At 74.8% G+C, this 23,307-nt stretch carries 15 protein-coding genes and 1 pseudogene; 3 read left to right on the top strand and 13 right to left on the bottom strand.

The features are described 5' to 3' along the window. Window positions 1-255 precede the first annotated feature (255 nt). The gene (locus ACZ56B_RS05880; protein ID WP_468786664.1) at window positions 256-1,719 is read left to right on the top strand and encodes a regulator; all 1,464 of its coding nucleotides are present in this window, start codon (window positions 256-258) and stop codon (window positions 1,717-1,719) included. 193 nt (window positions 1,720-1,912) lie between these two features. Here the strand turns inward: ACZ56B_RS05880 and ACZ56B_RS05875 are convergent, their stop codons facing one another. The 5 genes from ACZ56B_RS05875 to ACZ56B_RS05855 form a co-directional block, all read right to left on the bottom strand. Next, the gene (locus ACZ56B_RS05875) at window positions 1,913-2,425 is read right to left on the bottom strand and encodes a hypothetical protein (protein ID WP_468786662.1); all 513 of its coding nucleotides are present in this window, start codon (window positions 2,423-2,425) and stop codon (window positions 1,913-1,915) included. A 272-nt stretch (window positions 2,426-2,697) separates the two neighbouring features. Next, on the bottom strand, window positions 2,698-3,246 hold the full coding sequence (locus tag ACZ56B_RS05870; protein WP_468786660.1) for a hypothetical protein: 549 nt from the start codon (window positions 3,244-3,246) through the stop codon (window positions 2,698-2,700). Between the two features lie 114 nt (window positions 3,247-3,360). Beyond that, window positions 3,361-6,978: a hypothetical protein gene (locus ACZ56B_RS05865; protein WP_468786658.1), complete on the bottom strand. Its 3,618-nt coding sequence runs from the start codon at window positions 6,976-6,978 to the stop codon at window positions 3,361-3,363. A 220-nt stretch (window positions 6,979-7,198) separates the two neighbouring features. Further along, window positions 7,199-8,620, bottom strand: a complete 1,422-nt coding sequence (locus ACZ56B_RS05860) for an NAD(P)/FAD-dependent oxidoreductase (RefSeq protein WP_468786656.1) — start codon at window positions 8,618-8,620, stop codon at window positions 7,199-7,201. Between the two features lie 223 nt (window positions 8,621-8,843). Beyond that, window positions 8,844-9,746 (bottom strand): TIGR01777 family oxidoreductase, encoded by a 903-nt coding sequence (locus ACZ56B_RS05855; protein ID WP_468786654.1) that lies wholly within the window; start codon window positions 9,744-9,746, stop codon window positions 8,844-8,846. A 72-nt stretch (window positions 9,747-9,818) separates the two neighbouring features. Here ACZ56B_RS05855 and ACZ56B_RS05850 point away from each other — a divergent pair, with 72 nt between their 5' ends. Further along, window positions 9,819-10,307, top strand: a complete 489-nt coding sequence (locus ACZ56B_RS05850) for a GNAT family N-acetyltransferase (RefSeq protein ID WP_468786652.1) — start codon at window positions 9,819-9,821, stop codon at window positions 10,305-10,307. A gap of 15 nt (window positions 10,308-10,322) precedes the next feature. On the opposite strand, the gene ACZ56B_RS05845 is transcribed toward ACZ56B_RS05850, so the two are convergent. Continuing rightward, window positions 10,323-11,507 (bottom strand): MarP family serine protease, encoded by a 1,185-nt coding sequence (locus ACZ56B_RS05845; RefSeq protein WP_468786650.1) that lies wholly within the window; start codon window positions 11,505-11,507, stop codon window positions 10,323-10,325. 191 nt (window positions 11,508-11,698) lie between these two features. Here ACZ56B_RS05845 and ACZ56B_RS05840 point away from each other — a divergent pair. After that, window positions 11,699-12,397 (top strand): annotated as a pseudogene (locus ACZ56B_RS05840) (peptidoglycan recognition protein family protein); the annotation flags it as partial. A 187-nt stretch (window positions 12,398-12,584) separates the two neighbouring features. Here ACZ56B_RS05840 and ACZ56B_RS05835 read toward each other — a convergent pair. The 7 genes from ACZ56B_RS05835 to ACZ56B_RS05805 form a co-directional block, all read right to left on the bottom strand. After that, on the bottom strand, window positions 12,585-13,103 hold the full coding sequence (locus tag ACZ56B_RS05835; RefSeq protein WP_468786772.1) for a DUF4240 domain-containing protein: 519 nt from the start codon (window positions 13,101-13,103) through the stop codon (window positions 12,585-12,587). Window positions 13,104-13,109: 6 nt separating this feature from the next. Beyond that, on the bottom strand, window positions 13,110-14,135 hold the full coding sequence (locus tag ACZ56B_RS05830; protein ID WP_468786648.1) for a helix-turn-helix transcriptional regulator: 1,026 nt from the start codon (window positions 14,133-14,135) through the stop codon (window positions 13,110-13,112). Between the two features lie 59 nt (window positions 14,136-14,194). Next, window positions 14,195-16,897 (bottom strand): pyruvate dehydrogenase (acetyl-transferring), homodimeric type, encoded by a 2,703-nt coding sequence (gene aceE / locus ACZ56B_RS05825; RefSeq protein WP_468786646.1) that lies wholly within the window; start codon window positions 16,895-16,897, stop codon window positions 14,195-14,197. A gap of 268 nt (window positions 16,898-17,165) precedes the next feature. After that, entirely contained in the window at window positions 17,166-17,789 is a 624-nt protein-coding gene (locus tag ACZ56B_RS05820) for a GntR family transcriptional regulator (RefSeq protein ID WP_468786645.1), read from the bottom strand. 268 nt (window positions 17,790-18,057) lie between these two features. Beyond that, complete coding sequence (sucB, locus tag ACZ56B_RS05815; protein WP_468786643.1) at window positions 18,058-19,896, bottom strand: 2-oxoglutarate dehydrogenase, E2 component, dihydrolipoamide succinyltransferase; 1,839 nt, start codon at window positions 19,894-19,896, stop codon at window positions 18,058-18,060. Between the two features lie 62 nt (window positions 19,897-19,958). Continuing rightward, the gene (gene lpdA / locus ACZ56B_RS05810) at window positions 19,959-21,347 is read right to left on the bottom strand and encodes a dihydrolipoyl dehydrogenase (protein WP_468786641.1); all 1,389 of its coding nucleotides are present in this window, start codon (window positions 21,345-21,347) and stop codon (window positions 19,959-19,961) included. Between the two features lie 244 nt (window positions 21,348-21,591). Beyond that, entirely contained in the window at window positions 21,592-23,133 is a 1,542-nt protein-coding gene (locus ACZ56B_RS05805; RefSeq protein WP_468786639.1) for a leucyl aminopeptidase, read from the bottom strand. Window positions 23,134-23,307: the final 174 nt, after the last annotated feature.

The raw sequence follows: 23,307 nt of genomic DNA, 5'->3' as shown, positions 1-23,307 counted from the left end.
CCACGCCCCCCCCCCTCGGGCGGCTGCTTGGGGAGACCGGTCGGGAGGCCACCCCCCCCCCCCCCCCCCCCCCCCCCCCCCCGGACCGTCTCCGTCAGCTTGTGGATCAATCCTCACACGATCGGATGAATGCCTGTCGAAATGTGCGATCGAGTGCTTACTCTCCGCTACATTCGCGCCGTCCGTGAGGCCATGAGGACTGCTCACAGCAATCCGGGCGCACCGTTGACCGGAAGGCAGGAGACCGCACCACAGATGACGGAACGACCCGCGCAGCGCACCCCCAACCGACAGCTCGCCGCGCTCATCGCAGAAGCGGGGTTCTCCAACGCGGGACTCGCCCGTCGCGTGGACCAGCTCGGCCTCGAACACGGGCTCGACCTGAGATACGACAAGACGTCCGTCACCCGCTGGCTGCGCGGGCAGCAGCCGCGGGGGACCACCCCGGCGCTCATCGCCGAGGTCTTCACCCGGCGTCTCGGCCGCCGCCTGACCGCACAGGACCTCGGCCTGGACGCCTGCGCCCCCGTGTACGCGGGCCTGGAGTTCGCCGCCACCCCGGAGGAGGCCGTCGACATCGTCAGCGGGCTGTGGCGCAAGGACTCCGGGAGCCACGCCGAACTGCGCAAGATCGCCTTCACCTCCGCCGGACTCGTCGTCCCCAGCCGGGACTGGCTCATCGGCCGCGCGGACGAGAAGGTGGCCCGGACCGAGCCGCCGGCGCGCGTCCCCGCCCAGGGCCGCCCGTCGCCCCGTCCTCCGGGCCCGCCCGACCCCGCCGCCCGCCGGCGGGGCACGGCCGAGCGGGTCCCCGGCCAGCGGGTCACCGGCGGCGACGTCGCCGCGCTGCGCTCGGTCGGCGAGCTGTTCCGCACCCTCGACGACGCCTACGGCGGGGGCCACGCCCGCCAGGCCCTCGTGCGCTACCTGGAGCACGAGTGCGAGCCGATGCTGCGCGGCACCTACGGCGAGCAGACCGGCCGGCGCCTGTTCGCGGCCGCCGCCGAACTGACCCGGCTGGCCGGCTGGACGTCGTACGACATCGCCGCGCACGGGCTTGCCCAGCGCTACTTCGTGCAGGCGCTCCGGCTCGCGCAGGTGGCGGGGGACCGGGCCTACGGCGCGTACGTGCTCGTCACCATGAGCCGGCAGGCCGTCCACCTCGGCCACGGGCGGGAGGCCGTCCAGCTCGCGCGGGTCGCCCAGCAGGGCGCGGGGGGCTCCCAGCCGGCCGTGGTCCAGGCCCTGCTGCACGCCGCCGAGGCGCGCGGGCACGCGGTGCTCGGCGAGGTGCGGGCCTGCACCGCCGCGCTGGTGCGCGCCGAACGCGCGCTGGAGGGCGCCCGGCCCGGCGACGAGGTGCCGCACTGGGCGCGCTGCTTCGACGAGGCGCAGCTCGCGGACGACCTCGGGCACTGCCACCGCGACCTGCAGCAGTTCCGCGCCGCCGCCCAGCACGCGGAGCGCTCCCTGCACCTGCACGCCCCGGGCCGCGCCCGCAGCCGGCTGCTGTGCCGGGTGGTCCTGGCCACGGCGCGCCTCGGCCTCGGCGAACTCGACCAGGCCTGCCAGCACGCCGCCGAGGCGGCCGCGCAGGCGGCGGAGATGCGCTCGGCGCGGGCGGCGGAGTACGTCCGGGACTTCGAGCGCCGGCTGGAGCCCTACCGCGACGCGGCCCCCGTGCGCGCCTACCGGGACAGGGCGGCCGCGCTGGGGTAGGGCGGCGGGCCGGGGCCTCGCCGGCCCGCCTTCCGGGGCGGGCCGGCGCCGGGCGCCCCGGGGCCCGGCGCCGGCGGGAAGCACGGCCGCCGTCCCTTCGGATCCGCCCGCCGCCGAGGACGCCGGGGACACGGCCACCCGTCCGCGCGCCGCGGTGGGGCCGCGGGAGCGGGCCGGACCGCCGGGACGGCGATCAGCCGGTGACCCGGATCTCCAGCAGGACGGCGGGAGCCCCGCCGGTCCCTTCACCCACGCCCTTGAAGTCGTTCTTGGCCAGGTCGACCTCCTGCGTCTTGCCCGCGGCGCTCAGCTCGGCGTGAATGGCCGTCTCCGCGGTCTGCAGGGCGTAGACGTCCGGCACCTCGACACTGAGGAAGCCCGTGGTGGAGGTGGTCTGGAAGCAGTACGTGCCTTCGCTGCTCTTCCGGGTCCAGACCAGTATCTGCTTCGGGGACCCGTCGCATTCCGCGAGGAAGACGTGCCCGTCCCCCCGCAGGACGGTGATGCCCTTCTCCGCGAGGATGCGGTCGGCGTCGGGGTGCTGGAAGTCCTCCACCGCGTACCCCGGACCGTCGGCCGCCGCGCCGACCGTGGCCGGCGCGGCGTCGGTCTCCGCGAGGGCGTGGGTGAGCGACGACGCGGCCGCGACGGTGCAGGCGGCGAGCAGTCCGGCGAGAAGCGGCTTACTGAAGCGGGGTGTCTTCACGATGTCCTTCCGAGGCGTTGCGTTACCTGTTGCGTGACGCACCAGGGGCGGCGGCACCGTCGGGCGGATGTGGTCAGCACGTACTGCCACCGGAATGCCCGCGGCGACCCGGACCCCTCGACCCCTCGTGTCGCCCCCTCGTGGCGCACCGAGAGCGCAAGCTATCACGCCGTCACATGTTGTCCACAGGACGGCCGCATGCGCGGCACGGACGCCGTGCAACGGCCAAGTGTGGCCGCGGGAGTGTGAGTTGCCGGTCGGTCGAGAGAGGATCACATGAACTGGAAGTACCGGTCCCACCAGGCCACGGGCAGCTCTTGCTCCTCTTCCTCCCCTTCCCCCTCGTCGCCGGACTCGGCCGCGAGCGCGGCCAGGACCTCCTCGGGAATCTCCTCGTCCTCCAGGCGGCTCGGTCCGTCGTACGGCTCCAGCAGCAGCTCGACGGGCACGTAGACGCAGGCGAGCTCCGTGCACAGCTCGTCGAGCCAGGCCACGAACGCGTCGTCGATCCCCTCCTCACAGCCGGGCACCCCCCAGTCCCTGCCCGTGCCGGCGGTCACGAACGGGCCGAAGTTGCTGATCAGCACCCACAGGGGCCGGTCCGTCCCCGAGGCCGGGGCGGGGACCGAGACGTATCCGTGGAAGCTGGCGTCCTGCGCCCCGCCCACCGTCACGGACGGCCCGAAGCGCCGCTCCAGGGCGTCGGCGAGCCGCGCGAAGCGCTGACGGGCGGCCTGGGCGTCGTGGTGTGCGGGGGCCTCCAGGTGTGCCGGGTCGTCCAGCTCGCGCAGGAGTTCGCGGATGCGGTGCGGGGGAAGCATGGGGTGTCCTTGTCGCTGCGGGTGGGGGGGGGGGGGGGGGGGGGGCCCCCCCCCCCCCCCCCCCCCCCCCCCCCCCCCCCCCCCCCGGGCGTCATCCTCGGGTGGCCGGGTGCGTCATGCCGTCGGGCACTCCTTCGACGCCGACGGGTAGGCGGTGATGATCCGTGCCATCCTCTTCTTGGTCCGGGTCACGATGCACAGGAACCTCTCACCCCCGTCACCGATCGCGTCGTCGTACTCGACCGCGTGGACCGTGTTGCCCCGGTTGACGAACGACTCGGCGCCGTCGCGCCTCCTCCAGGCGTCGTCGATCAGTGCGAGGAGGCCGTCCTGGTCCTTCACCTTGAACACGCCGTGCAGAGGCTTGTCCGGATTGGGCCTCGTGTGATTCATGACGTGGTCGATGCGGTGCGTGCCGTCGTAGCCCCGCTGGTACACCAGACCGCCCGGTGACTGGAACACCTCACCGCTGATCTGCCGCCAGCCCACCGGGCAGGTGATCGAGTCCGCCGCCCGCGCGGAGGGCACGGCCCGCGAGAGCGACCGCGCGCACAGCGAGAAGAGCGGGTTCTTGCCGAACAGCTTGCGGAAGAAACCGTCCGCCTTCGTGCCCCACTTGCCGAACTTGACGCCCGCCGCGCCCCAGCCGGCGAAGGGGACGGCGCCGGCGCAGGACAGGCCCGCGTCGATCGCGTTGCCCTCACCGAAGTACCAGGCGCAGTTGACGCCGTCGGCGGCCTCGCCGAAGCCGGGGACCAGGCCCAGGACGTCGAGGGTGAAGTGGCCGCCCTCGGAGAGCAACTGCCCCCAGTCGACCTCGTTCATCTCCTCGATGAGCCTGACGAACTCCTCGTCCTCCGCTCTGAGGCCGCGCTCCTCCATCTCGGCCACGACGTCCGCGAAGTGCTGCCGGATCTCCTCCTGGAGCTTGCGGAACGCCACCTCGCCGGCGGCCGTCGCGGCCTTGCTGGCCGCGGCGGCGTCCTTGCCCGCGGCGATCGACGAGGCGTACGCGGCGTCGGCCGCGGCCCAGGCGCTGCTCGCGGAGGCCTGCGCGGCGGCCGCGGACGACTCGGCCCGGCTCGCCGACACGTCGGCGGCACGGGCGGCGTTCTTCGCGTCCGCCTCGGCGGCGCGAGCCGACCGGGCCGACGCGGCGGCCTCGGCCGCGGACTTCTCCGCGGCGTCCGCGTGCGCGTCCGCCTCCTTGGCGTACCGGTCGGCCTCGGCCGCCGAGGCCTTCGCCTGCTGGGCGTACCTGGCCGCCTCCTCCGCCGCCTTCTTGGCCTCGGCCGCCACCTTGGCGGCGAGCGCGGCGTCCTCGTGCGCCGTCGCGGCCGCACGGGCCGCGCCGGAGATCAGGCCCTGCACCCGGGACACATGCGTCGCGGTGAGCTTGTCCTGCCGCGCCGCGCGATACTGCTCGACCTGGACGAACCGGTGCAGGACCTCCGGCGGCCCGGCCAGTGCCACGTCGGCGGCGGCCCTCAGTTCGGGCCCGCCGGCGCTGCGCAACTGGACCGCGCGCACGCGCTCGTCGGTGGTACGGGCCGTGTAGTACCCGGTCTGGGCGAACTCCCGCAACGCGTCGGTCGAGCCGGAGTCCAGCGCCTTCTGGCCCGCGGCCTTCACCGAGGCCCCGGCGCCCGTCATCAGCTGGACGACGCGGATGCGGTAGTCGTGCGCGGCCGCCTCGTGCTGGCCGGTCCTGATGAAGGCGCTGACCTGCGCCGCGTCGCCCTTCAGTGCTTCTTCCGCAGCGTTGCGGACCGCCTCGTAGTCCGACTCCCAGGCGAGGTTCACCGTGCGCGCGTACTCGTCGCGCCGGACGGCCTCGTCGAAGCCGGTCCTGATGTACTCGACGACCTGCGCGTCCGAGCCCGCCAGAGCGGCCTCGGCCGCGGTGACGCTCCACGGGCCGCGGGTCCTGGCGACGTGCAGCGCGACCCTGCGGGCCTTGACGGCGACCTCACCGAGGTCCGCGCCGGGAGCGGTCACCTCCGCCGCCAGACGCCGCGCCTCCTCGTCCGCGGCGCGGGCCGCGGCGGCCTCCTCCTGCTCACGGGCCCTGCGCTCGTCGTCCGCCACCTTCAGGGCCTTGGCCTTCTCGACCTCGGTGTAGCGGCGGTCGGCGAGTTCCTCCGCCTCGACCTCGCGGGCCACGGCGTAGGTGGTGTCGGCCCGGGCCACGGCCGTGGTGGCGGCGTCGGCGGCCTTCTTGGCCTCGGCCGCGTGCTTGGCGGACTCCGTGGCCGCCCGCGCGGCGTCCCCGGCGTGCTCGGCCGCTTCCTCGGCGGCCTTGCCCGCGTTCCGGGCGTGCACGGCCGCGGAGTTGGCGGAATCCCGCGCCTCCCGGGCGGCCGTGGCCGCCTTGCCGGCCAGGGTGACGGCCTTGTTCGCGGCGCGGGTGGCCTCGGCGGCCTGCCGCCGTGCGTCGTCGGCGGCCTGCCGCGCCCGCTGTGCCTGGGCGCTGGAGACGTTGGAGTGGCCGCCGGCGGCCTGGGCGGCGGCTGCGGCGGCGTCGGCGTTGGCACCCGCGCTGGCGGCGGCCTCGGCGGCGTTGCCCGCCTCGTCGGCCGCGGTCGCCGCGTGGTCCGCCGCCCTGGCCGCGGTCTCGGCGCCCTTGGCCGCGGCGTAGGCGCCCTCGGCGGCCTTGCGGGCGGCGCCCGCCTTGGTCGCGTCCGTGGCGGCGGCTGCGGCGGCGCCGCGGGCCCGGGTGGCGGCCTGGGCCGCGGCGGCGGCCGCGCTGGCGGCCTGGGCCGCGGCGTTGGAGGCGATGCGCGCCGACGTGTTCGCCGCGCGGGCCGAGGCGATCGCCTCCTGGGCCGCCTTGGCGGCACCGCGCGCCGCGTCGGCGGCCCGGCCGGCGGCGTTGGAGGCCCTGGCCGCGTCGTCCTTGGCGGCGGCGGTCTCCGCGGCGGCCTTCTGCGCGGCCTCCTTGGCCAGCTTGGTCGCCGCGACGGCGCGTGCGGAAGCCTCCTTCGCGGCGTCGGTCTCCACCCGGGCCTGCCGGCCGGCCTCCCGTGCCTGCCCGGCCAGGTCCTCGATGGTGGCGTGCTCCTGGTCACGGGCCCGCGCCACGTGCTGGCCCACCTCCAGGAACGCCGTCACGTCCTCGGGGGAGCCGTCCAGCGCGGCCCGGGCGGCCTCCTGGGTGGCCGGCCCGCCGGTGGAGAGGATCTGGACCACCTGCACGCGCTCGTCGCTGCGCCGGGCGTCGTACTGACCCTCGACGATGAAGCGCTGCACGTCCTCGGCGGTGCCGTTCAGAGCGGCCTGGCCGACCGCCTTCACCTCCGGCCCGCCGGCGCTGATGATCTGGGTGGCGCGGACCCGCTGGTCCTCCTCGAGCGGCGCCTGCCAGCCCGATTCCAGGAAGGCGTCCAGATCGGCCGGCGTGCCGGCCATGGCCTGCTCCGCGGCCTCCCGCACGGCCCGGCCGCCCACCGAGAAGATCTGCACGGTGGCGACCCGGTCGTCCGACAGCTCCGCGACGGCCCGCTCGCTGTCGAGGAACGTGCGCACCTGCTCGTCCGTGCCCAGCAGGGCCGCCTCCGCGGCCGCCTTCACGCCGGGTCCGCCCGCCTTCCAGGCGCGCAGGACCTCGCCCCGCGGGGTGGCGGGGATGTGGTCGGTGTTCGCCGGTTCCTCGGAGGCGGGGACGGCGGCCGCCGGCGCCGCGAGGGCGGGGGCGCCGAGCAGCCCCACGACGAGGGAGAGGAGAAGGGTCAAGCAGAGCGCCCGCACGGAACCCCGCACTCCGTACGCTCTGCGGTCGATTCCCGGCGGCCGGCGGAGTCCGGCCCGGGCTCTGTGTCTCTGTATCAAGGCAGGCACATTTCGTCTAAGGCCAACATGTGTTCCCCTTATGGGAGTTGAGCCCTGAGAGGATACGTGTCCCGTCCGCGGGCGCGCCGGGGCCGTGATCGCGGCCGGCACGGATCCGGACGCCCTAGGCGGCGCGTGCCGACGCCACCGCCTCCGCCGTGTGCAGCGGGCGGTCCGCGCCGAGGTCCGCGAGGATCGCGGCCGAGGCGCGGTGGGCCGAGTGCAGGGCGCCCTGGACCGTGCCGCTGTCCCGGTGGTCGCCGCACACGTACAGGCCCGCCAGCAGCCGCACCGGACGGCGCAGGTCGTGCGGCGGCCGCATGGCGGGCACCGCCTCGGCGGTGTGGTGCACGGCGAGCGTCTCCCAGCGCGCGGTCGACGTCCCGTACAGCCGGGCCAGGTGCATGCGGACGGCCGTGTCCACCTGGGCCGGGGGCGGCCCGAGGACCGTCGAGGACACCAGCGTGCGGCCGGCCGGCGCGCGGGACGGGTCGACCCGGCTGACCACCGCCGTGTGGGCGACCGGGCCGCCCCGGTCGGCGTCGAGCAGCAGCGAGGTGCCGGTCGCCGGCGGCTCGTCGGTCGCGTGGTGCACCACCGTCACCGGGCGGAAGTCCGGTACGCGCAGCCCGGGCAGCAGCTCGGCGGCGGACCGCGCGCCGGTGGCGATCAGCACCGCGCGGCAGCGGAACTCGCCGTGCTCCGCGGTGGTCACCGAGGTCGTCGACACGGCGGTGACCCGCACCCCCGTGTGCACCGTGCCCGGCGGCAGCGCCCGGGCCAGCCGCTGCGGCAGCGTCCCGGCGCCGCCCTCCGGCAGGCACAGCCGCCCGCGCGCGAAGGCCCGCAGCGCGAGGTCCGCGCACCGGCTGGAGGTGGTGAGGTCCGGATCGCACAGCAGGGCGGCGAGCAGCGGACGCAGGAAGCCGTCGATGGTGCGGGCGGGCAGGCCCCGGGCCACCAGGGCCTCGGCGGCGGACAGCTCGGGCCGGGCCAGCAGCCGCTCCACGGGGGTGCCCGCCAGCTTCGTGAACGCGGCGCCCAGCCGCGCCTGGTCGACCGCCGTGCCCAGCGGGGCGCCGGCGCGGCTGCGCGGTACGGAGACCTGCCGGCCGGGCACGGCCACCGGCCTGCGCGGACCGGGAGCCGGCCACGGGGCGTTCGCCAGGGCGCGCACCGCATGGAGTGCGCCCCTCGCGCTGCGGGCGCCCGGGGCGCTCCTCCCGCCCCACGCGCCGGTCTGCACGCCCGCGCGGTGGTGCCGCCCGTCGCTGTGCAGCAGGACGCCGGGCGCGAAGGGAAGCAGGACGAGTCCGTCGAGACCCGGGGCCAGCCGTGGTTCGGGATGCGCGGTGGACAGCAGCGGCCCGGTCCGGTCGAGCCGGAAGCCGTCGGCCTTCTCGGTCGCCATGCGGCCGCCCACCTCGTGGGCGGCCTCCAGGACCATGGTGGTGACTCCTGCGCTGGTCAGTCGTTGCGCCGCGGAGAGTCCGGCGATCCCGGCTCCCACGACGACGACGTCCGCCTGGTACGTGGGCTCAAGCACGTGCCCCTCCTCGAGGTTGCGCGGGCGCTGGAGACGTCATGCCCTCAACAGGCCCCAGGAATACCCGAGTTCGGCTCGAGGTTAAGGCCGTGATCGGTCGCGGACAGTCGCGCATCGGCAGAGCACGGGCGCACGGCGGTCGCACGAGCACGCCGGACGGACACGACGCGGTCGCAGGGGGATCAGTTCCGTGCGGGCCGCGGTCGTGCGTGCCCGTGCGCGCTCACAGCGCCGCCCCGACCGCCCCCTCGATCTCCGGGAAGGCGAACCGGAAACCCGACTCCAGCAGACGCGTCGGCAGCACCCGGGCGCTGCCCAGCACGTCCCCGGCCATCTCGCCGAGCACCGCGCGCAGCACGGGCGCGGGCACCGCGAACACCGCCGGCCGGCGCAGCACCCGCGCCATCGCCTCCGTGACCTCGCGGTTGGTCGCCGGACGCGGGGCGGTCAGGTTGAACGGCCCGGACAGCCCGTCGGTGTCCAGGAGGTGGCGCAGCGCGGCCACCTCGTCGTGCAGCGCGATGAACGACCAGTACTGGCGCCCGTCGCCCAGCCGCCCGCCGAGTCCGGCCCGGAACAGCGGGAAGAGCCTGCCCCACGCCCCGCCCCCGCGGGCCACCACCAGTCCGGTCCGCGCGAACACCGTCCGCACGCCCGCCTCCCGCGCCGGTGCCGCGGCGGCCTCCCACTCCACGCACAGGGACGGCAGGAACCCCTCCCCGGCCGGCGCGCTCTCGTCGACCGCCCGGTCGCCGGTCTCGCCGTAGTAGCCGATCGCGCTGCCGTTCACGAACACCCGGGGCCGTACGTCCTCGGCCAGCCCCGCGACGGCCTCGGCGAGCGCGGCGGTGCCGTGCACCCGGCCGGCGCGGATCCGCGCCTTGTACTCCCGCGTCCAGCGCCGGTCGCCCACCCCGGCCCCCGCGAGGTTGACCACGGCGTCGCACCCGGCGAGCCCGGCGGCGTCCACGGACCCCCGCTCCGGATCCCACCGGACCTCGTCCGCCGTCCGGGGCGCCCGCCGCACCAGACGGCGGACCTCGTGTCCGTCCGCGGCCAGGGACCGGACCAGCGCGCCGCCGATGAGGCCGGACGCGCCGGCCACCGCGATTCGGGAACGTTCCATGGCGTCCATCCTGCCCCCGCCCGCCCGGAAATCACGGCCGGCCACCCGCCCGCCGGACGTACAGTGACGCCCATGTCCGAGCCGTACATACGCACCGCCCGCCCCGACGACGAGGCGGAACTGGCCCGCCTCGACCGCGCGACCTGGTCCCCCCGGCACGCGGTCGCGTCGCCGCCCGGGCCGCGCGAACCCTTCTTCCGCGAGCACTGCGGGCCGGACGACCACCTCGTCGCCGAGCACGAGGGCCGCCCCGTGGGGTACGTCCGCCTCGGCTTCCCCACCCGGCTCGCGTCCAACGCGCACGTCCGGCAGATCCGCGGCCTCGCCGTCGCCGAGGAGGCGCGCGGCAGGGGGATCGGCCGGGCCCTGGTGCGGGCCGCCGTGGCCCAGGCCCGCCGGCGGGGCGCCCGCCGCATCACCCTGCGCGTCCTCGGCCACAACACCGCCGCCCGCGCGCTGTACGCGTCCGAGGGCTTCGTCGTGGAGGGCGTGCAGCCGGAGGAGTTCCACCTCGACGGGGCGTACGTGGACGACGTCCTGATGGGGCGGTCCCTGCGCTGAGCCGTGCCCGGCGCCCTACGAGGCGACCAGGTCCCCGGTGTCCACCGGCGCCGTCGCGTCCGCCGCGCGGGCGGCGTCCTTCGCCACCTCGTCGGCCGTCAGCACGTAGCCGGTCCCGGTGTCCGAGGTGGAACGGGCGAACACCACGCCGTACACCCGGCCGTCGGTGGTCAGCAGGGGCCCGCCGGAGTTGCCGGGGCGGACGGTCGAGCGGATCGAGTAGATCTCGCGGACGACCGTCCGGTCGTTGTAGATGTTCCAGCCCTTGGCCTGCACCCGGCTCGCCACCGTGGCCGCCTGGAGGTTCAGGCCGCCGTCCTGCGGATAGCCCGCGACGACCGCCGAGTCGCCGCGCCCGGCCTCGTCGACGAACGGCAGCACGGGCGCCCGCAGCCCGGGCACGTACAGCACGGCCACGTCCTTCTGCGGGTCGAACAGCACCACCCGCGCCCGGTACGCCCGCCCGACCCCGCCGACCCGCACCGTCGGCTCGTCGATCCCGGCCACCACGTGGGCGTTGGTCATCACGCGCTCGGGCGCGTACACGAAGCCGCTGCCCTCGCGGCCCTGGAGGCCCGCGACGCCCTCCACCTTCACCGTGCTGCGCCGGGCGGCCAGGGTCGCGGCCGCCGTGACGCTGTCGCCGGAGGGCTCGGCGACCTCGGCGGTCGACTCGTTCTCGAACGGGTTGAAGACCTGCGGGAAACCCGCCTCCGTCAGCGCCGAGGTGGCCCGCGAGAACCACCCCGGGGTGGTGTCCGGCATCACGTCCTGCACCGCGCCGAGCAGCCGCGAGTCCCGGATCGCCGAGGTGACCAGCGGGGAGGAGGAGGCGCCCAGCACGCTCGCGGCCACCCACGCCACGATCAGCACGGCCACCGCGTTGGCCAGCGCCCCGCCGACCCCGTCCGCCACCCTCAGCGGCCCCCGGTCCAGCTCGCGCCGCAGCCGGAGCGCCAGCCGCCCCGCCAGCTCGTGGCCCACCACCGCCGGCAGCAGCACCGTGCACACGGCCGCCACCGTCGCCCGGGTCGTCCCCGGCGTCACCAGGTCCATCACCCAGGGCAGGACCCACACGCCGACGACCGCGCCGCCCACGAAACCGGCCAGCGACACACAGCCCGCCAGCAGTCCGCGCCGGTAACCGGACGCCGCGTGGGCCAGGACGACCAGCAACAGCAGGATGTCGAGCAGGTCCACGCATGCCGCCTTTCTCTCGGGCCCCCTCGTACGTGGGGGAGGGGGTCCGGTGATCAGCCACGCGCGCGGGGAGCCGCCGGAGGGCGGCCGTGCGCGCGTGTACCCGGGAGAACGCCGCGCACCCGGACGATGGTTCCACCGGGCGGCACACCCCGTGTGCGGGTGGAGCGGATCGCACCCACAGTGGGGGCATGGGTGTCCCCGGAAGACCATGGAGGGCGCGGCGGCGCCGTTTCCCCCGGATACCCGCGGGCGGCTCCCGTACCCGGGGGCTGCCCGGGGCCGTCGCGGTGCCGCTCGGCTGCCTGCCGGGACTCGCCGCCGCCGTCGCCCTGGTGCTGTGCGCCCAGGGGGTCGAGCGCGCCGCCGGACCCGCCGCCGCGCGCACCCCGCCGCCCGCCCCCGCCGCACCCCGGCCGCCCGTCGTGCCGCGCTCGGCCTGGCTCGGCGACGCCGCCCGCGAGCAGCCGCCCCCGCGCTACGACGACGAGGTCGTCGCCGTCTTCGTCCACCACACCGACTCGCCCAACGACTACGACTGCGCCGACGCGCCCGACATCATCCGGCGCCTGTACGAGGGCCAGACCCTCGGCCGCGACTGGGACGACCTCGGCTACAACTTCGTCGTCGACCGCTGCGGCACCCTCTACGAGGGCCGCGCGGGCGGCGTCGACCGCCCCGTCACCGGCGCCCACACCCAGGGCTTCAACCACCGCACCACGGGCGTCGCCGCGCTCGGCACCTTCACCGAGGGCGCCTTCGTGCCCCCCGGGATGCTGCGCGCGATCGCCGCGCTGGCCGCCTGGAAGCTCGGCTCCTCCGGCACCGATCCGCGCGCCGAGGTCCGGCTGGTCTCCAGCAACGACGGCAGCCGGTACGCGGCGGGCACCCCCGCCGTGCTGCCCGCCGTCGCGGGCCACAGCGACGGCTACATGACCGACTGCCCGGGCGCCGCCCTGCACGCCCGCCTCCCGGAGGTCCGGGAGCTCGCGGCCCGCCTCCAGGGCCGGGACGCGCCGCGGGACGGCGGCGGGGCCGCCGGCGGCACGGGGTCCGCCGCCCCGCCGAGCGGCGGGATCAGCCCCGGAAGCGCTCCCAGAGCCGGGGGTAGCGCGCGGCGAGCAGGGCGTCGTCCTCGAAGTCGAGCGGGGTGCCCTCGGGCTCCGCGGGGGCCGGGGGCAGGCCCAGGTCGGGAGCCACCGTGCCGGTGAGCCGCTCGTACGCCTCGTCCGCCGCGTAGCCGAGCTCCTCGCCGTCGCCGTCGATCTCCTCGTCGAAGTCGTCCAGCAGGTCGGCGAGCGCGTCCGGGTCGTGCAGGGCGCCCTCGAAGACCCCGCGGCCCTGGCCGATCAGCCAGCACCGGAAGAAGTCGAAGGCGTCGTCGCTCGCCCCGTCCAGCAGCACCCAGGCGGCGCCCCACAGGTCCCAGCGGTAGGCGCGGTGGTAGCGGGCCTCGAAGTGACGGGCGAAGTCCAGGACCGCCTCCGGGTCCTCGCGCGCGAGCCGCTCCACGAGCAGGTCGGCCTGCTCCTCCGGATCACCCCCGGCGTCCTCCCGGGCGGTGTCCACCAGCTCCCAGAACTCCGTCTCGTCCATCACGCGTCAAGCATCGTCCCCGGGACCCGGGGACGCACCCGGAGCGGACGCGGTGCGCCGCGGCCGGTACAACCGCGCCAGCCGGGCCGCCTGGGCGGCGAACCGCTCCCGCAGCGCCCCGGGCGCCAGCACCTCCACCTCCGGCCCCAGCGCCGTCAGCTGGGTGTGGGCGACCTCCTCGGACTCCACCGGCAGGGTCAGCGTCACCCACCCGTCGCCGTCCGGCCCGTCCGCCCCGGCCAGCGCCTCCCGGGCGGACAGCGGGTCCACGGCGTGCGGCAGCCGGCGCACGCCCTCGGGCGACAGCCGCACCACGACCCGGTCCCGCAGGAGCGAGCGCGCGAACTGCTCGGCCCGCTCCTCCCAGAAGGCGGGCAGGTCGAACCCCTCCTCGCGCTCGAAGCGCCGCTCGTCCGCCTCCACCGCCGTGAACCGGTCGATCCGGTAGACCCGGAAGGACCCGTGCCCGGCCACCCGCGCGCACAGGTACCAGACGCCCGCCTTGAGCACGAGGCCGTAGGGCTCCAGCTCCCGCTTCACGTCCTCCTCGCCGCGCCGGTAGCGCGCGGTGATCCGCCGGTCGTCCCACACCGCGTCCGCGACGGCCGGCAGCAGCTCGGGGGTCTGCGGCTCGCGGAACCAGTTCGGCGCGTCCAGGTGGAAGCGCTGCGCCGCCGTCCGCGACGCGTCCCGCAGGGACGGCAGCAGCGCCGCCGACACCTTCAGCCGGGCCGCCGAGGCCGCGTCCTCGAGCCCCATCTCGCGCAGCGCCCCCGGCACCCCGGACAGGAACAGCGCCTCCGCCTCGCTGCGCGCCAGCCCCGTCAGCCGCGTGCGGTACCCGCCGACCAGCCGGTACCCCCCGAGGCGGCCCCGGTCCGCGTACACCGGCACCCCGGCCTCCGACAGCGCCTGCGCGTCCCGGGTGACCGTCCGCTCCGACACCTCCAGCTCCCGCGCCAGCTCGGCGGCGGTCATGGAGGGCCGGGACTGCAGCAGCAGCACCATCTTGATCAACCGGGCAGCACGCATGGGCCCATCATGCAGGAGGCCCCCGCCGGAGCGGGGGCCTCCCGGACACCGGCCGGTCCCTACAGGCCGTAGCGCTCGCGCGCCTCCTTCACGGCCGTCGCCTGCACCTCGCCGCGCCGGGCGAGCTGGGCCAGGGCCGCGACGACGATGGACTCGGCGTCGACACCGAAGTGGCGGCGGGCCGCCTCACGGGTGTCCGACAGGCCGAAGCCGTCGGCGCCCAGCGACGTGTAGTCCTGCTCGACCCACTGCGCGATCTGGTCCGGGACCTGGCGCATGTAGTCGGAGACCGCCAGCACCGGGCCCTCGGCGCCCTGGAGCGCCTGCCGGACGAAGGGCACCCGCTCCTCGCCGCGCAGCAGCGCCTCGTCCGCCTCCATGGCGTCCCGGCGCAGCTCGGTCCACGAGGTGGCGGACCAGACGTCGGCGGCCACGCCCCACTCCTCGGCGAGCATCCGCTGCGCAGCCAGCGCCCAGTGGATCGCCGTGCCGGAGCCGAGCAGCTGGATCCGCGGGGCGTTCGCGGCCGGGGCCAGGCCCGCCGCCTCCGCCGTGTTGAAGCGGTACAGGCCCTTGACGATGCCCTCGTCGATGCCGGGGGCCGCCGGCTTGGCGGGCTGCGGCAGCGGCTCGTTGTAGACCGTCAGGTAGTAGAAGACGTCCTGGTCCTCACCGGGCCGGGCCTCGCCGAACATCCGGCGCAGGCCCTCCTTGACGATGACCGCGATCTCGTACGCGAACGCCGGGTCGTACGTCAGCGCCGCCGGGTTGGTCGCCGCGATGACCGGCGAGTGGCCGTCGGCGTGCTGCAGGCCCTCGCCCGTCAGCGTGGTGCGGCCGGCCGTGGCGCCGACCAGGAAGCCGCGGCCGAGCTGGTCGCCGAGCTGCCACATCTGGTCGCCGGTGCGCTGCCAGCCGAACATCGAGTAGTAGATGTAGAACGGGATCATCGTCTCGCCGTGCGTCGCGTACGACGTCGAGGCGGCGATGAACTCGGCCATGGCGCCGGCCTCGGTGATCCCCTCGTTGAGGATCTGCCCGTTCTCCGCCTCCTTGTAGTACATCAGCTGGTCGCGGTCGACCGGCTCGTACGTCTGGCCCATCGGGGAGTAGATGCCGAGGGAGGGGAAGAGGCTCTCCATGCCGAAGGTGCGCGCCTCGTCGGGGACGATCGGCACCCAGCGCCTGCCGGTCTCCTTGTCGCGGACCAGGTCCTTGACCAGGCGGACGAAGGCCATGGTGGTGGCCACGTTCTGCGAGCCGGAGCCCTTGTCGAAGGCGGTGAACGCCTTGTCGGCCGGCTGGGGCAGCGGCGCGACGGGGTGCACGCGGCGGGCCGGGGCCGGACCGCCGAGGGCGGCGCGGCGCTCCTGGAGGTAGCGGACCTCGGGGGAGTCGGCGCCCGGGTGGGCGTAGGGGACCTCGCCGTCGGCGAAGGCGCTGTCGCTGATCGGCAGGCCGAGGCGGTCGCGCATCGCCTTGAACTCGTCCACCGTCAGCTTCTTCATCTGGTGGTTGGCGTTCTTCGAGGCGAAGCCCTCACCGAGGGTGTGGCCCTTGACCGTCTGCGCCAGGATCACGGTCGGCGCGCCCTTGTGGGCGAGCGCGGCCTTGTAGGCGGCGTAGACCTTGCGGGGCTCGTGGCCGCCGCGGGAGAAGTGGAAGCACTCGAGGATCTGGTCGTCGCTCAGCAGCTTCGCCATCTCGACGAGCGCCGGCTCCTTGCCGAAGAAGTCCTCGCGGATGTAGGCGGCGTCGCGCGTCTGGTACGTCTGCACCTGCGCGTCCGGCACCTCGCGCAGCCGGCGGACCAGCGCGCCGGTGGTGTCGAGCCGGAACAGCTCGTCCCAGGCCGTGCCCCACAGGGTCTTGACGACGTTCCAGCCGGCGCCGCGGAACTGGGCCTCCAGCTCCTGCACGATCTTGAAGTTGGCGCGGACCGGGCCGTCCAGGCGCTGCAGGTTGCAGTTGACGACGAAGGTGAGGTTGTCCAGCCGCTCGCGGGCGGCGAGGGTGAGCGCGGTCGTCGACTCGGGCTCGTCCATCTCGCCGTCGCCGAGGAACGCCCAGACGTGGGAGTCGGAGACGTCCTTGATGCCGCGGCTGGTCAGGTACCGGTTGAAGCGCGCCTGGTAGATCGCGGAGATCGGGCCGAGGCCCATCGACACCGTCGGGAACTCCCACAGCCAGGGCAGCCGGCGCGGGTGCGGGTACGACGGCAGGCCGTTGCCGCCGGCCTCGCGGCGGAAGTTGTCCAGGTGCTGCTCGTTCAGGCGGCCGTCGAGGAAGGCGCGGGCGTAGATGCCGGGGGAGGCGTGGCCCTGGATGTAGAGCTGGTCGCCGGAGCCGTCCCCCTCCTTGCCGCGGAAGAAGTGGTTGAAGCCGGTCTCGTACAGCCAGGCCGCGGAGGCGAAGGTGGCGATGTGGCCGCCGACGCCGTACTTGCTGCCGCGGGTCACCATCGCGGCCGCGTTCCAGCGGTTCCACGCGGTGATCCGCGCCTCCATCTCCTCGTCGCCCTCCACGGCGGGCTCGGCGGCGGTGGGGATGGTGTTGATGTAGTCGGTCTCGAGAAGCTTCGGCAGGGCGATGCCGGCACCCTCGGCGCGCTCCAGCGTGCGGCGCATCAGGTACGCGGCACGGTGCGGCCCGGCCGCCTCGGTGACGGCGTCCAGGGAGGCCTGCCACTCGGCGGTCTCCTCGGGGTCGCGGTCCGGGAGCTGGTCGAGCTCGCTCGGCCGGATGGCGTGGGGGTCGGTCATGTCGCCGCCTTCCTCAGTCGAAGGGGGTTCCCTCATCGGTAAGGGTTCGGGGGTGCCCTTGGTCTTTGGCAGGACAGGGCGCGGACTCGGGTGGGAGCCCGCTGGCGACTGTAACCCCCTGATCGATGATCGATCAAAGGGTTGAGGGGGAAAACCTCTCGATAACAAGAAAGTAGGCACGCGGTGCCTGGGAAAGTGGCACCGAGTGACGGGTTTTCGCCATGTTTTCGCAGGTGGAACCGCGTATGAGCGGGTCTTTGCCCGGATGCTACGCCCGGGGCGCGCACCCCAGCACGTGGGCCTTCACGAGTTCCGCGATCCGGGGGTCGCGCCGGCGGAACGCGGCGACCAGTTCCTCGTGCTCCTCGGCGTAGGACTGCTGGACGGTGCCCAGCCAGCGGATGGACAGCGCGGTGAAGACCTCGATGCCCAGGCCCTCCCAGGTGTGCAGCAGCACCGAGTTGCCGGCCGCGCGGACCAGTTCGCGGTGGAAGGCGACCGTGTGCCGCACCTGCCCCGTGCCGTCGGAGCGGCGGTCGGCCTCGTACAGGGCGGCGACGTGCGGCTCCAGGGCCGAGCAGTCCCGGGCCAGCCGCTCCGCCGCCAGCTCCGCGGCGATCGCCTCCAGGCCGGCCCGGACCGGGTAGCTCTCCTCCAGGTCGGCGGCCGTCAGGTTCCGCACCCGCACGCCCTTGTTCGGCGCCGACTCGATCAGCCGCAGCGACTCCAGCTCGCGCAGCGCCTCCCGCACCGGCGTCTGGCTGACCTCCAGCTCGGTCGCGATCCGCCGCTCCACGATCCGCTCGCCCGGCTGCCAGCGCCCGCTGATGATCCCCTCCAGGATGTGCTCGCGGATCTGCTCGCGCAGCGAGTGGACGACGGGCGCGGTCATGAGGGCTCCTTATACGAGGGCCCGCGGGCCCCCCGAGGGCGTGAGACGTGGAAAAACAATACGGCCGCCACACCGCGCGGGAAGGGCGCACGGGGGCGCTTCCGCCCAGGTGAGACGAGACTTACACGCTCCGTGTGACCGGCGCCCGGCCCGGGGCGACCCGGTGCGGCTCCGAGCGGGCGGAAGGCGGCGACGGGGCCCTACGACGATGCCCCCGCCCGGAGGGTTCCGGGCGGGGGCATCGTGGGGGCCGGTCAGCGACCGCGGGTCACAGGCCGAGCTCGACCTCGAACTCGCCCGCCTCCAGGATCGCCTTGACCGCCGTCAGGTAACGGGCCGCGTCGGCACCGTCCACCAGGCGGTGGTCGTAGGAGAGGGTCAGGTAGGTCATGTCGCGGACGCCGATGACCGTGCCCTCCTCCGTCTCGATGACGGCCGGGCGCTTCACCGTGGCGCCGATGCCGAGGATCGCGACCTGGCCCGGGGGCACGATGATCGTGTCGAACAGCGCGCCGCGCGAACCGGTGTTGCTGATGGTGAAGGTCGCGCCGGACAGCTCGTCCGGAGTGATCTTGTTGCCCCGGACCTTGCCCGCCAGCTCGGCCGTGGCCTTGGCGATACCGGCGATGTTGAGGTCGCCGGCGTTCTTGATGACCGGGGTCATCAGGCCCTTCTCGGAGTCCACCGCGATACCGATGTTCTCGGTGTCGAAGTAGGTGATGGTCCCCTCGGCCTCGTTGATCTTGGCGTTGATGACCGGGTGGGCCTTCAGCGCCTGGGCCGCGGCCTTGACGAAGAACGGCATCGGGGAGAGCTTGACGCCCTCGCGCGCCGCGAACGCGTCCTTCGCCCGGGCGCGCAGCTTCATCAGGCGGGTGACGTCGACCTCGACGACCGAGGACAGCTGGGCCTGCTCGTGCAGGGCCTTGACCATGTTGTCGCCGATGACCTTGCGGATCCGCGGCATCTTCACGGTCTGGCCGCGCAGCGGGGAGGCCTCCAGGACGGGGGTCTTCCGCGCGGCGGGCGCGGCGGCGGCCGGAGCGGCCGGGGCGGCGGCCTTCGCGGCCTCGGCGGCGGCGAGGACGTCCTGCTTGCGGATGCGGCCGCCGACGCCGGTGCCCTTGACGGTGGACAGGTCGACGCCGTTCTCGGCGGCGAGCTTGCGCACCAGCGGGGTCACGTAGGCGCCCTCGTCCGTCGCCTGGGCGGCGGCCGGAGCGGCCTGGGCGGCGGCCGGGGCCGGGGCGGGCGCCGGAGCGGCCGGAGCCGGAGCCGGGGCGGCCTGCTGCTGCGGGGCCGGGGCCGGGGCCGGGGCCGACGGTGCCTGCGGGGCCGGGGCGGGCGCCGCCGGGGCGGCCGGAGCGGGAGCCGGGGCGGCCTGCTGCTGCGGGGCCGGGGCGGGCTCGGGCTGCGCCGGGGCCTCGGGGGCGGCCGGGGCCGGGGCGGCGGCCGGAGCGGCACCGGCCTCGCCGATGACGGCGAGCTTGGCGCCGACCTCGGCGGTCTCGTCCTCGCCGACCACGATCTCCAGCAGCGTGCCGGAGGCGGGGGCGGGGATCTCGGTGTCGACCTTGTCCGTCGACACCTCCAGCAGCGGCTCGTCGGCCTCGACGGTGTCGCCGACCGACTTCAGCCAGCGGGTGACGGTGCCCTCGGTGACGGACTCGCCGAGCGCGGGCAGGACCACGTCCGTGCCCTGGGCGCTGCCGCCGCCGGCCGCGGCCTCGGCGGTGGGCGCCGGGGCCGGGGCGGGCTGCTCGGTGGACGGCTGGGCCTGCGGCTGCGGCTCGGGGGCCGGCGGGGCGGCCTGCTCGGCGGCCGGGGCCTGCTCGGCGGCCGGGGCCTGCTCGGCGGCCGGGGCGCCGGAGCCGTCGTCGATCAGGGCCAGCTCGGCGCCGACCTCGACCGTCTCGTCCTCGGCGACCTTGATGGAGGACAGCACGCCGGAGGCGGGGGCGGGGATCTCGGTGTCGACCTTGTCGGTGGAGACCTCGAGCAGGGGCTCGTCGGCCTCGACGCGCTCGCCCTCGGCCTTCAGCCAGCGGGTGACAGTGCCCTCGGTGACGCTCTCGCCGAGCGCCGGCAGGGTTACGGAAACCGCCATGGTTTCGGTTGCTCCTTAGGAAGTGCGGAAGTCTGTGTCGTCGCGCCCGGTGACTGAGGGCGTCAGTCGTGGGAGTGGAGGGGCTTGCCGGCCAGGGCCAGGTGGGCCTCGCCGAGCGCCTCGTTCTGCGTCGGGTGGGCGTGGACGAGCTGGGCCACCTCGGCCGGCAGCGCCTCCCAGTTGTAGATCAGCTGGGCCTCGCCGACCTGCTCGCCCATGCGGTCGCCGACCATGTGGACGCCGACCACCGCGCCGTCCTTGACCTGGACGAGCTTGATCTCGCCCGCGGTCTTGAGGATCTTGCTCCTGCCGTTGCCCGCCAGGTTGTACTTCAGAGCGACGACCTTGTCCGCACCGTAGACCTCCTTGGCCCTGGCCTCGGTGATGCCGACGGAGGCGACCTCCGGGTGGCAGTACGTCACCCGCGGGACGCCGTCGTAGTCGATCGGAACGGTCTTCAGACCGGCCAGGCGCTCCGCCACCAGGATGCCCTCGGCGAAGCCGACGTGCGCGAGCTGGAGGGTCGGGACCAGGTCACCGACGGCGGAGATGGTCGGAACGTTGGTGCGCATGTACTCGTCGACGAGGACGTAGCCGCGGTCCATGGCGACCCCGGCCTCCTCGTAGCCCAGGCCCTGCGAGACCGGGCCGCGGCCGACGGCGACCAGCAGGACCTCGGCCTCGAACTCCTTGCCGTCCGCCAGGGTGACCTTCACGCCGTCCTGGGTGTACTCGGCCTTCTGGAAGAAGGTGCCCAGGTTGAACTTGATGCCGCGCTTGCGGAAGGCGCGCTCCAGCAGCTTGGAGGAGTTCTCGTCCTCGACCGGGACGAGGTGCTTCATGCCCTCGATGATCGTGACGTCGGTGCCGAAGGACTTCCAGGCGGAGGCGAACTCGACGCCGATGACACCGCCGCCCAGGACGATCGCGGACTTCGGGACGCGGTCCAGGACCAGGGCGTGGTCGGAGGAGATGATGCGGTCGCCGTCGATCTCCAGGCCGGGCAGCGACTTCGGCACGGAGCCGGTCGCCAGCAGGACGTGGCGGCCCTGGATCCGCTGGCCGTTCACGTCGACGGAGGTGGGGGAGGACAGCCGGCCCTCACCCTCGACGTAGGTCACCTTGCGGGAGGCGATGAGCCCCTGCAGGCCCTTGTAGAGGCCGGAGACGACGTCGTCCTTGTACTTGTGGACGGCGGGGACGTCGATGCCCTCGAAGCTGGCCTTCACACCGAACTGCTCGCTCTCGCGGGCCTGGTCGGCGATCTCACCGGCGTGCAGCAGGGCCTTGGTGGGGATGCATCCCCGGTGCAGGCAGGTGCCGCCGACCTTGTCCTTCTCGATCAGGGCGACGTCCAGGCCCAGCTGCGCCCCGCGCAGGGCCGCGGCGTAACCACCGCTGCCGCCGCCGAGGATCACTAGGTCGAAAACGGTGCTGGCGTCGTTCGCCACGTCACGTCCTCCATGCATGTGCGCCACGCCGGTCTCCAGTGACCGGTCGGCGGCTGGTGTGCGGCCGCTTGTTGCCATCGGCCCTTCGGTGGGGGCCCTGTCCTGCCGAGCCCCATCTTCGCACTTGTCGGCTCCGTACGAGACGCGGGGCCGGGGTGTGAGACACCCCACGTTCCCTCGGGAACGCGGCCGTGGGGGACGACGGGGCCTCGCCTACCCGCGTGCGAGGCCCCGACACCGGGGCTCAGCCCAGTTCGCCGGCCGAGGCCAGCTCGGCGAGGCGGACCAGGGTGCGGACCGCCGAGCCCGTACCGCCCTTGGGCGTGTAGCCGAAGGGCCCGCCCTCGTTGAAGGCGGGGCCGGCGATGTCCAGGTGCGCCCAGGTGATGCCCTCGCCGACGAACTCGCGCAGGAACAGGCCGGCGACGAGCCCGCCGCCCATCCGCTCGCCCATGTTGGCGATGTCGGCCGTGGCCGAGTCCATCCCCTTGCGCAGGTGCTCCGGCAGCGGCATCGGCCACGACGGCTCGCCGACCTGCTCGGCGGCCTCGTGCACCGCGGAGCGGAACGCGTCGTCGTTCGCCATGATCCCGAACGTGCGGCTGCCCAGCGCCAGCATCATCGCGCCGGTCAGGGTCGCGACGTCCACGATCGCGTCCGGCTTCTCCTGGGAGGCGGCCCACAGCGCGTCGGCGAGGACGAGGCGGCCCTCGGCGTCGGTGTTGAGCACCTCCACGGTCTTGCCGCTGTACATGCGCAGCACGTCGCCCGGGCGGGTGGCGGAACCGGAGGGCATGTTCTCGGCCAGCGCCAGCCAGCCGGTGACGTTGACCTCCAGGCCGAGACGGGCGGCGGCGACGACCGCGGCGAACACGGCGGCGGCACCGCTCATGTCGCACTTCATCGTCTCGTTGTGCCCGGCCGGCTTCAGCGAGATGCCGCCCGAGTCGTAGGTGATGCCCTTGCCGACGAAGGCGAGGTGCCGCTTCGCCTTGGACGAGGTGTACGACAGCTTCACCAGGCGCGGGCCCGAGGCCGAGCCGGCGCCGACGCCGAGGATGCCGCCGTAGCCGCCCTTGGCCAGGGCCTTCTCGTCGAGCACCTGCACCTTGATGCCGTGCTCCTTGGCCGCCGCCTGGGCGACGGCCGCGAACGCCTCGGGGTTGAGGTCGTTCGGCGGGGTGTTGACCAGGTCGCGGGCGCGGTTGAGCTCCTCGGCGACGGCGACGGCCCGCTCGAGCGCGGCCTTGTACGCCTTGTCGCGGGGCTTGCCGCCGAGCAGCACGGCCTCGCCCAGCGGCGCCTTGCCGTTCTTCCCGCCCTTGGCGCCGTTGCCGTCGCCCTTGTAGGCGTCGAAGGAGTAGGCGCCGAGCAGCACGCCCTCGCCGACCGCGCCGGCGGCGCCGGCGTCGGCCAGCGGCAGGGCGAACGCGGCCTTCTTCGACCCGGCGAGGGCGCGGGCGGCGACGCCGGCGGCCCTGCGCAGCGTCTCGGTGTCGTGGGCGGCGTCCTTCTCGGGCAGGTCGCCCAGGCCCACCGCCACCACGAGCGGTGTCTTGAAGCCGGCCGGTGCGGGCAGCTTCGTCACCTCGCCCTCGGCGCCGGACGCGCCGAGGGTCTCCAGGACGCCGGCGAGCCCGCCGTCGTACGCCTTGTCCAGGGCCTCGGCGCCCGGCGCGACGACCGGGCTCCCGGACCCGGAGGCAGCGCCCTTGGCGACACCGATCACGATCGCGTCGGCCCGCAGGCCGGGCGCCGCGGCGGTGCTGAGAGTGAGAGCAGTCACGGTGGTGAATTCTCGCTTCCGATGTGAAGTTGCGGTGGCCGAACGGTGTGGGTCGACCGGGCCCGGCAGCCGACCCTAGTCGCGACGCGCGGGTGCGGTTTCGGCGGGTCCTTCCCGGTACGGCGAACACTCGGGACGAGACTACGCGCGTATGTGCGCGCGCTCATGCCTGCG

The sequence above is a fragment of the Streptomyces sp. NPDC034670 genome (assembly GCF_055574875.1).
This window is presented reverse-complemented; position numbering and strand designations above follow the sequence as displayed.

What these genes read in the sequence shown, in the direction of transcription:
- ACZ56B_RS05880 (WP_468786664.1), top strand. Translation starts at nt 256, where the DNA reads ATGACGGAACGACCCGCGCAGCGCACCCCCAACCGACAGCTCGCCGCG.
- ACZ56B_RS05870 (WP_468786660.1), bottom strand. Translation starts at nt 3,246, where the DNA reads ATGCTTCCCCCGCACCGCATCCGCGAACTCCTGCGCGAGCTGGACGAC.
- ACZ56B_RS05855 (WP_468786654.1), bottom strand. Translation starts at nt 9,746, where the DNA reads ATGGAACGTTCCCGAATCGCGGTGGCCGGCGCGTCCGGCCTCATCGGC.
- ACZ56B_RS05850 (WP_468786652.1), top strand. Translation starts at nt 9,819, where the DNA reads ATGTCCGAGCCGTACATACGCACCGCCCGCCCCGACGACGAGGCGGAA.
- ACZ56B_RS05835 (WP_468786772.1), bottom strand. Translation starts at nt 13,103, where the DNA reads ATGGACGAGACGGAGTTCTGGGAGCTGGTGGACACCGCCCGGGAGGAC.
- ACZ56B_RS05830 (WP_468786648.1), bottom strand. Translation starts at nt 14,135, where the DNA reads ATGCGTGCTGCCCGGTTGATCAAGATGGTGCTGCTGCTGCAGTCCCGG.
- aceE (WP_468786646.1), bottom strand. Translation starts at nt 16,897, where the DNA reads ATGACCGACCCCCACGCCATCCGGCCGAGCGAGCTCGACCAGCTCCCG.
- ACZ56B_RS05820 (WP_468786645.1), bottom strand. Translation starts at nt 17,789, where the DNA reads ATGACCGCGCCCGTCGTCCACTCGCTGCGCGAGCAGATCCGCGAGCAC.
- sucB (WP_468786643.1), bottom strand. Translation starts at nt 19,896, where the DNA reads ATGGCGGTTTCCGTAACCCTGCCGGCGCTCGGCGAGAGCGTCACCGAG.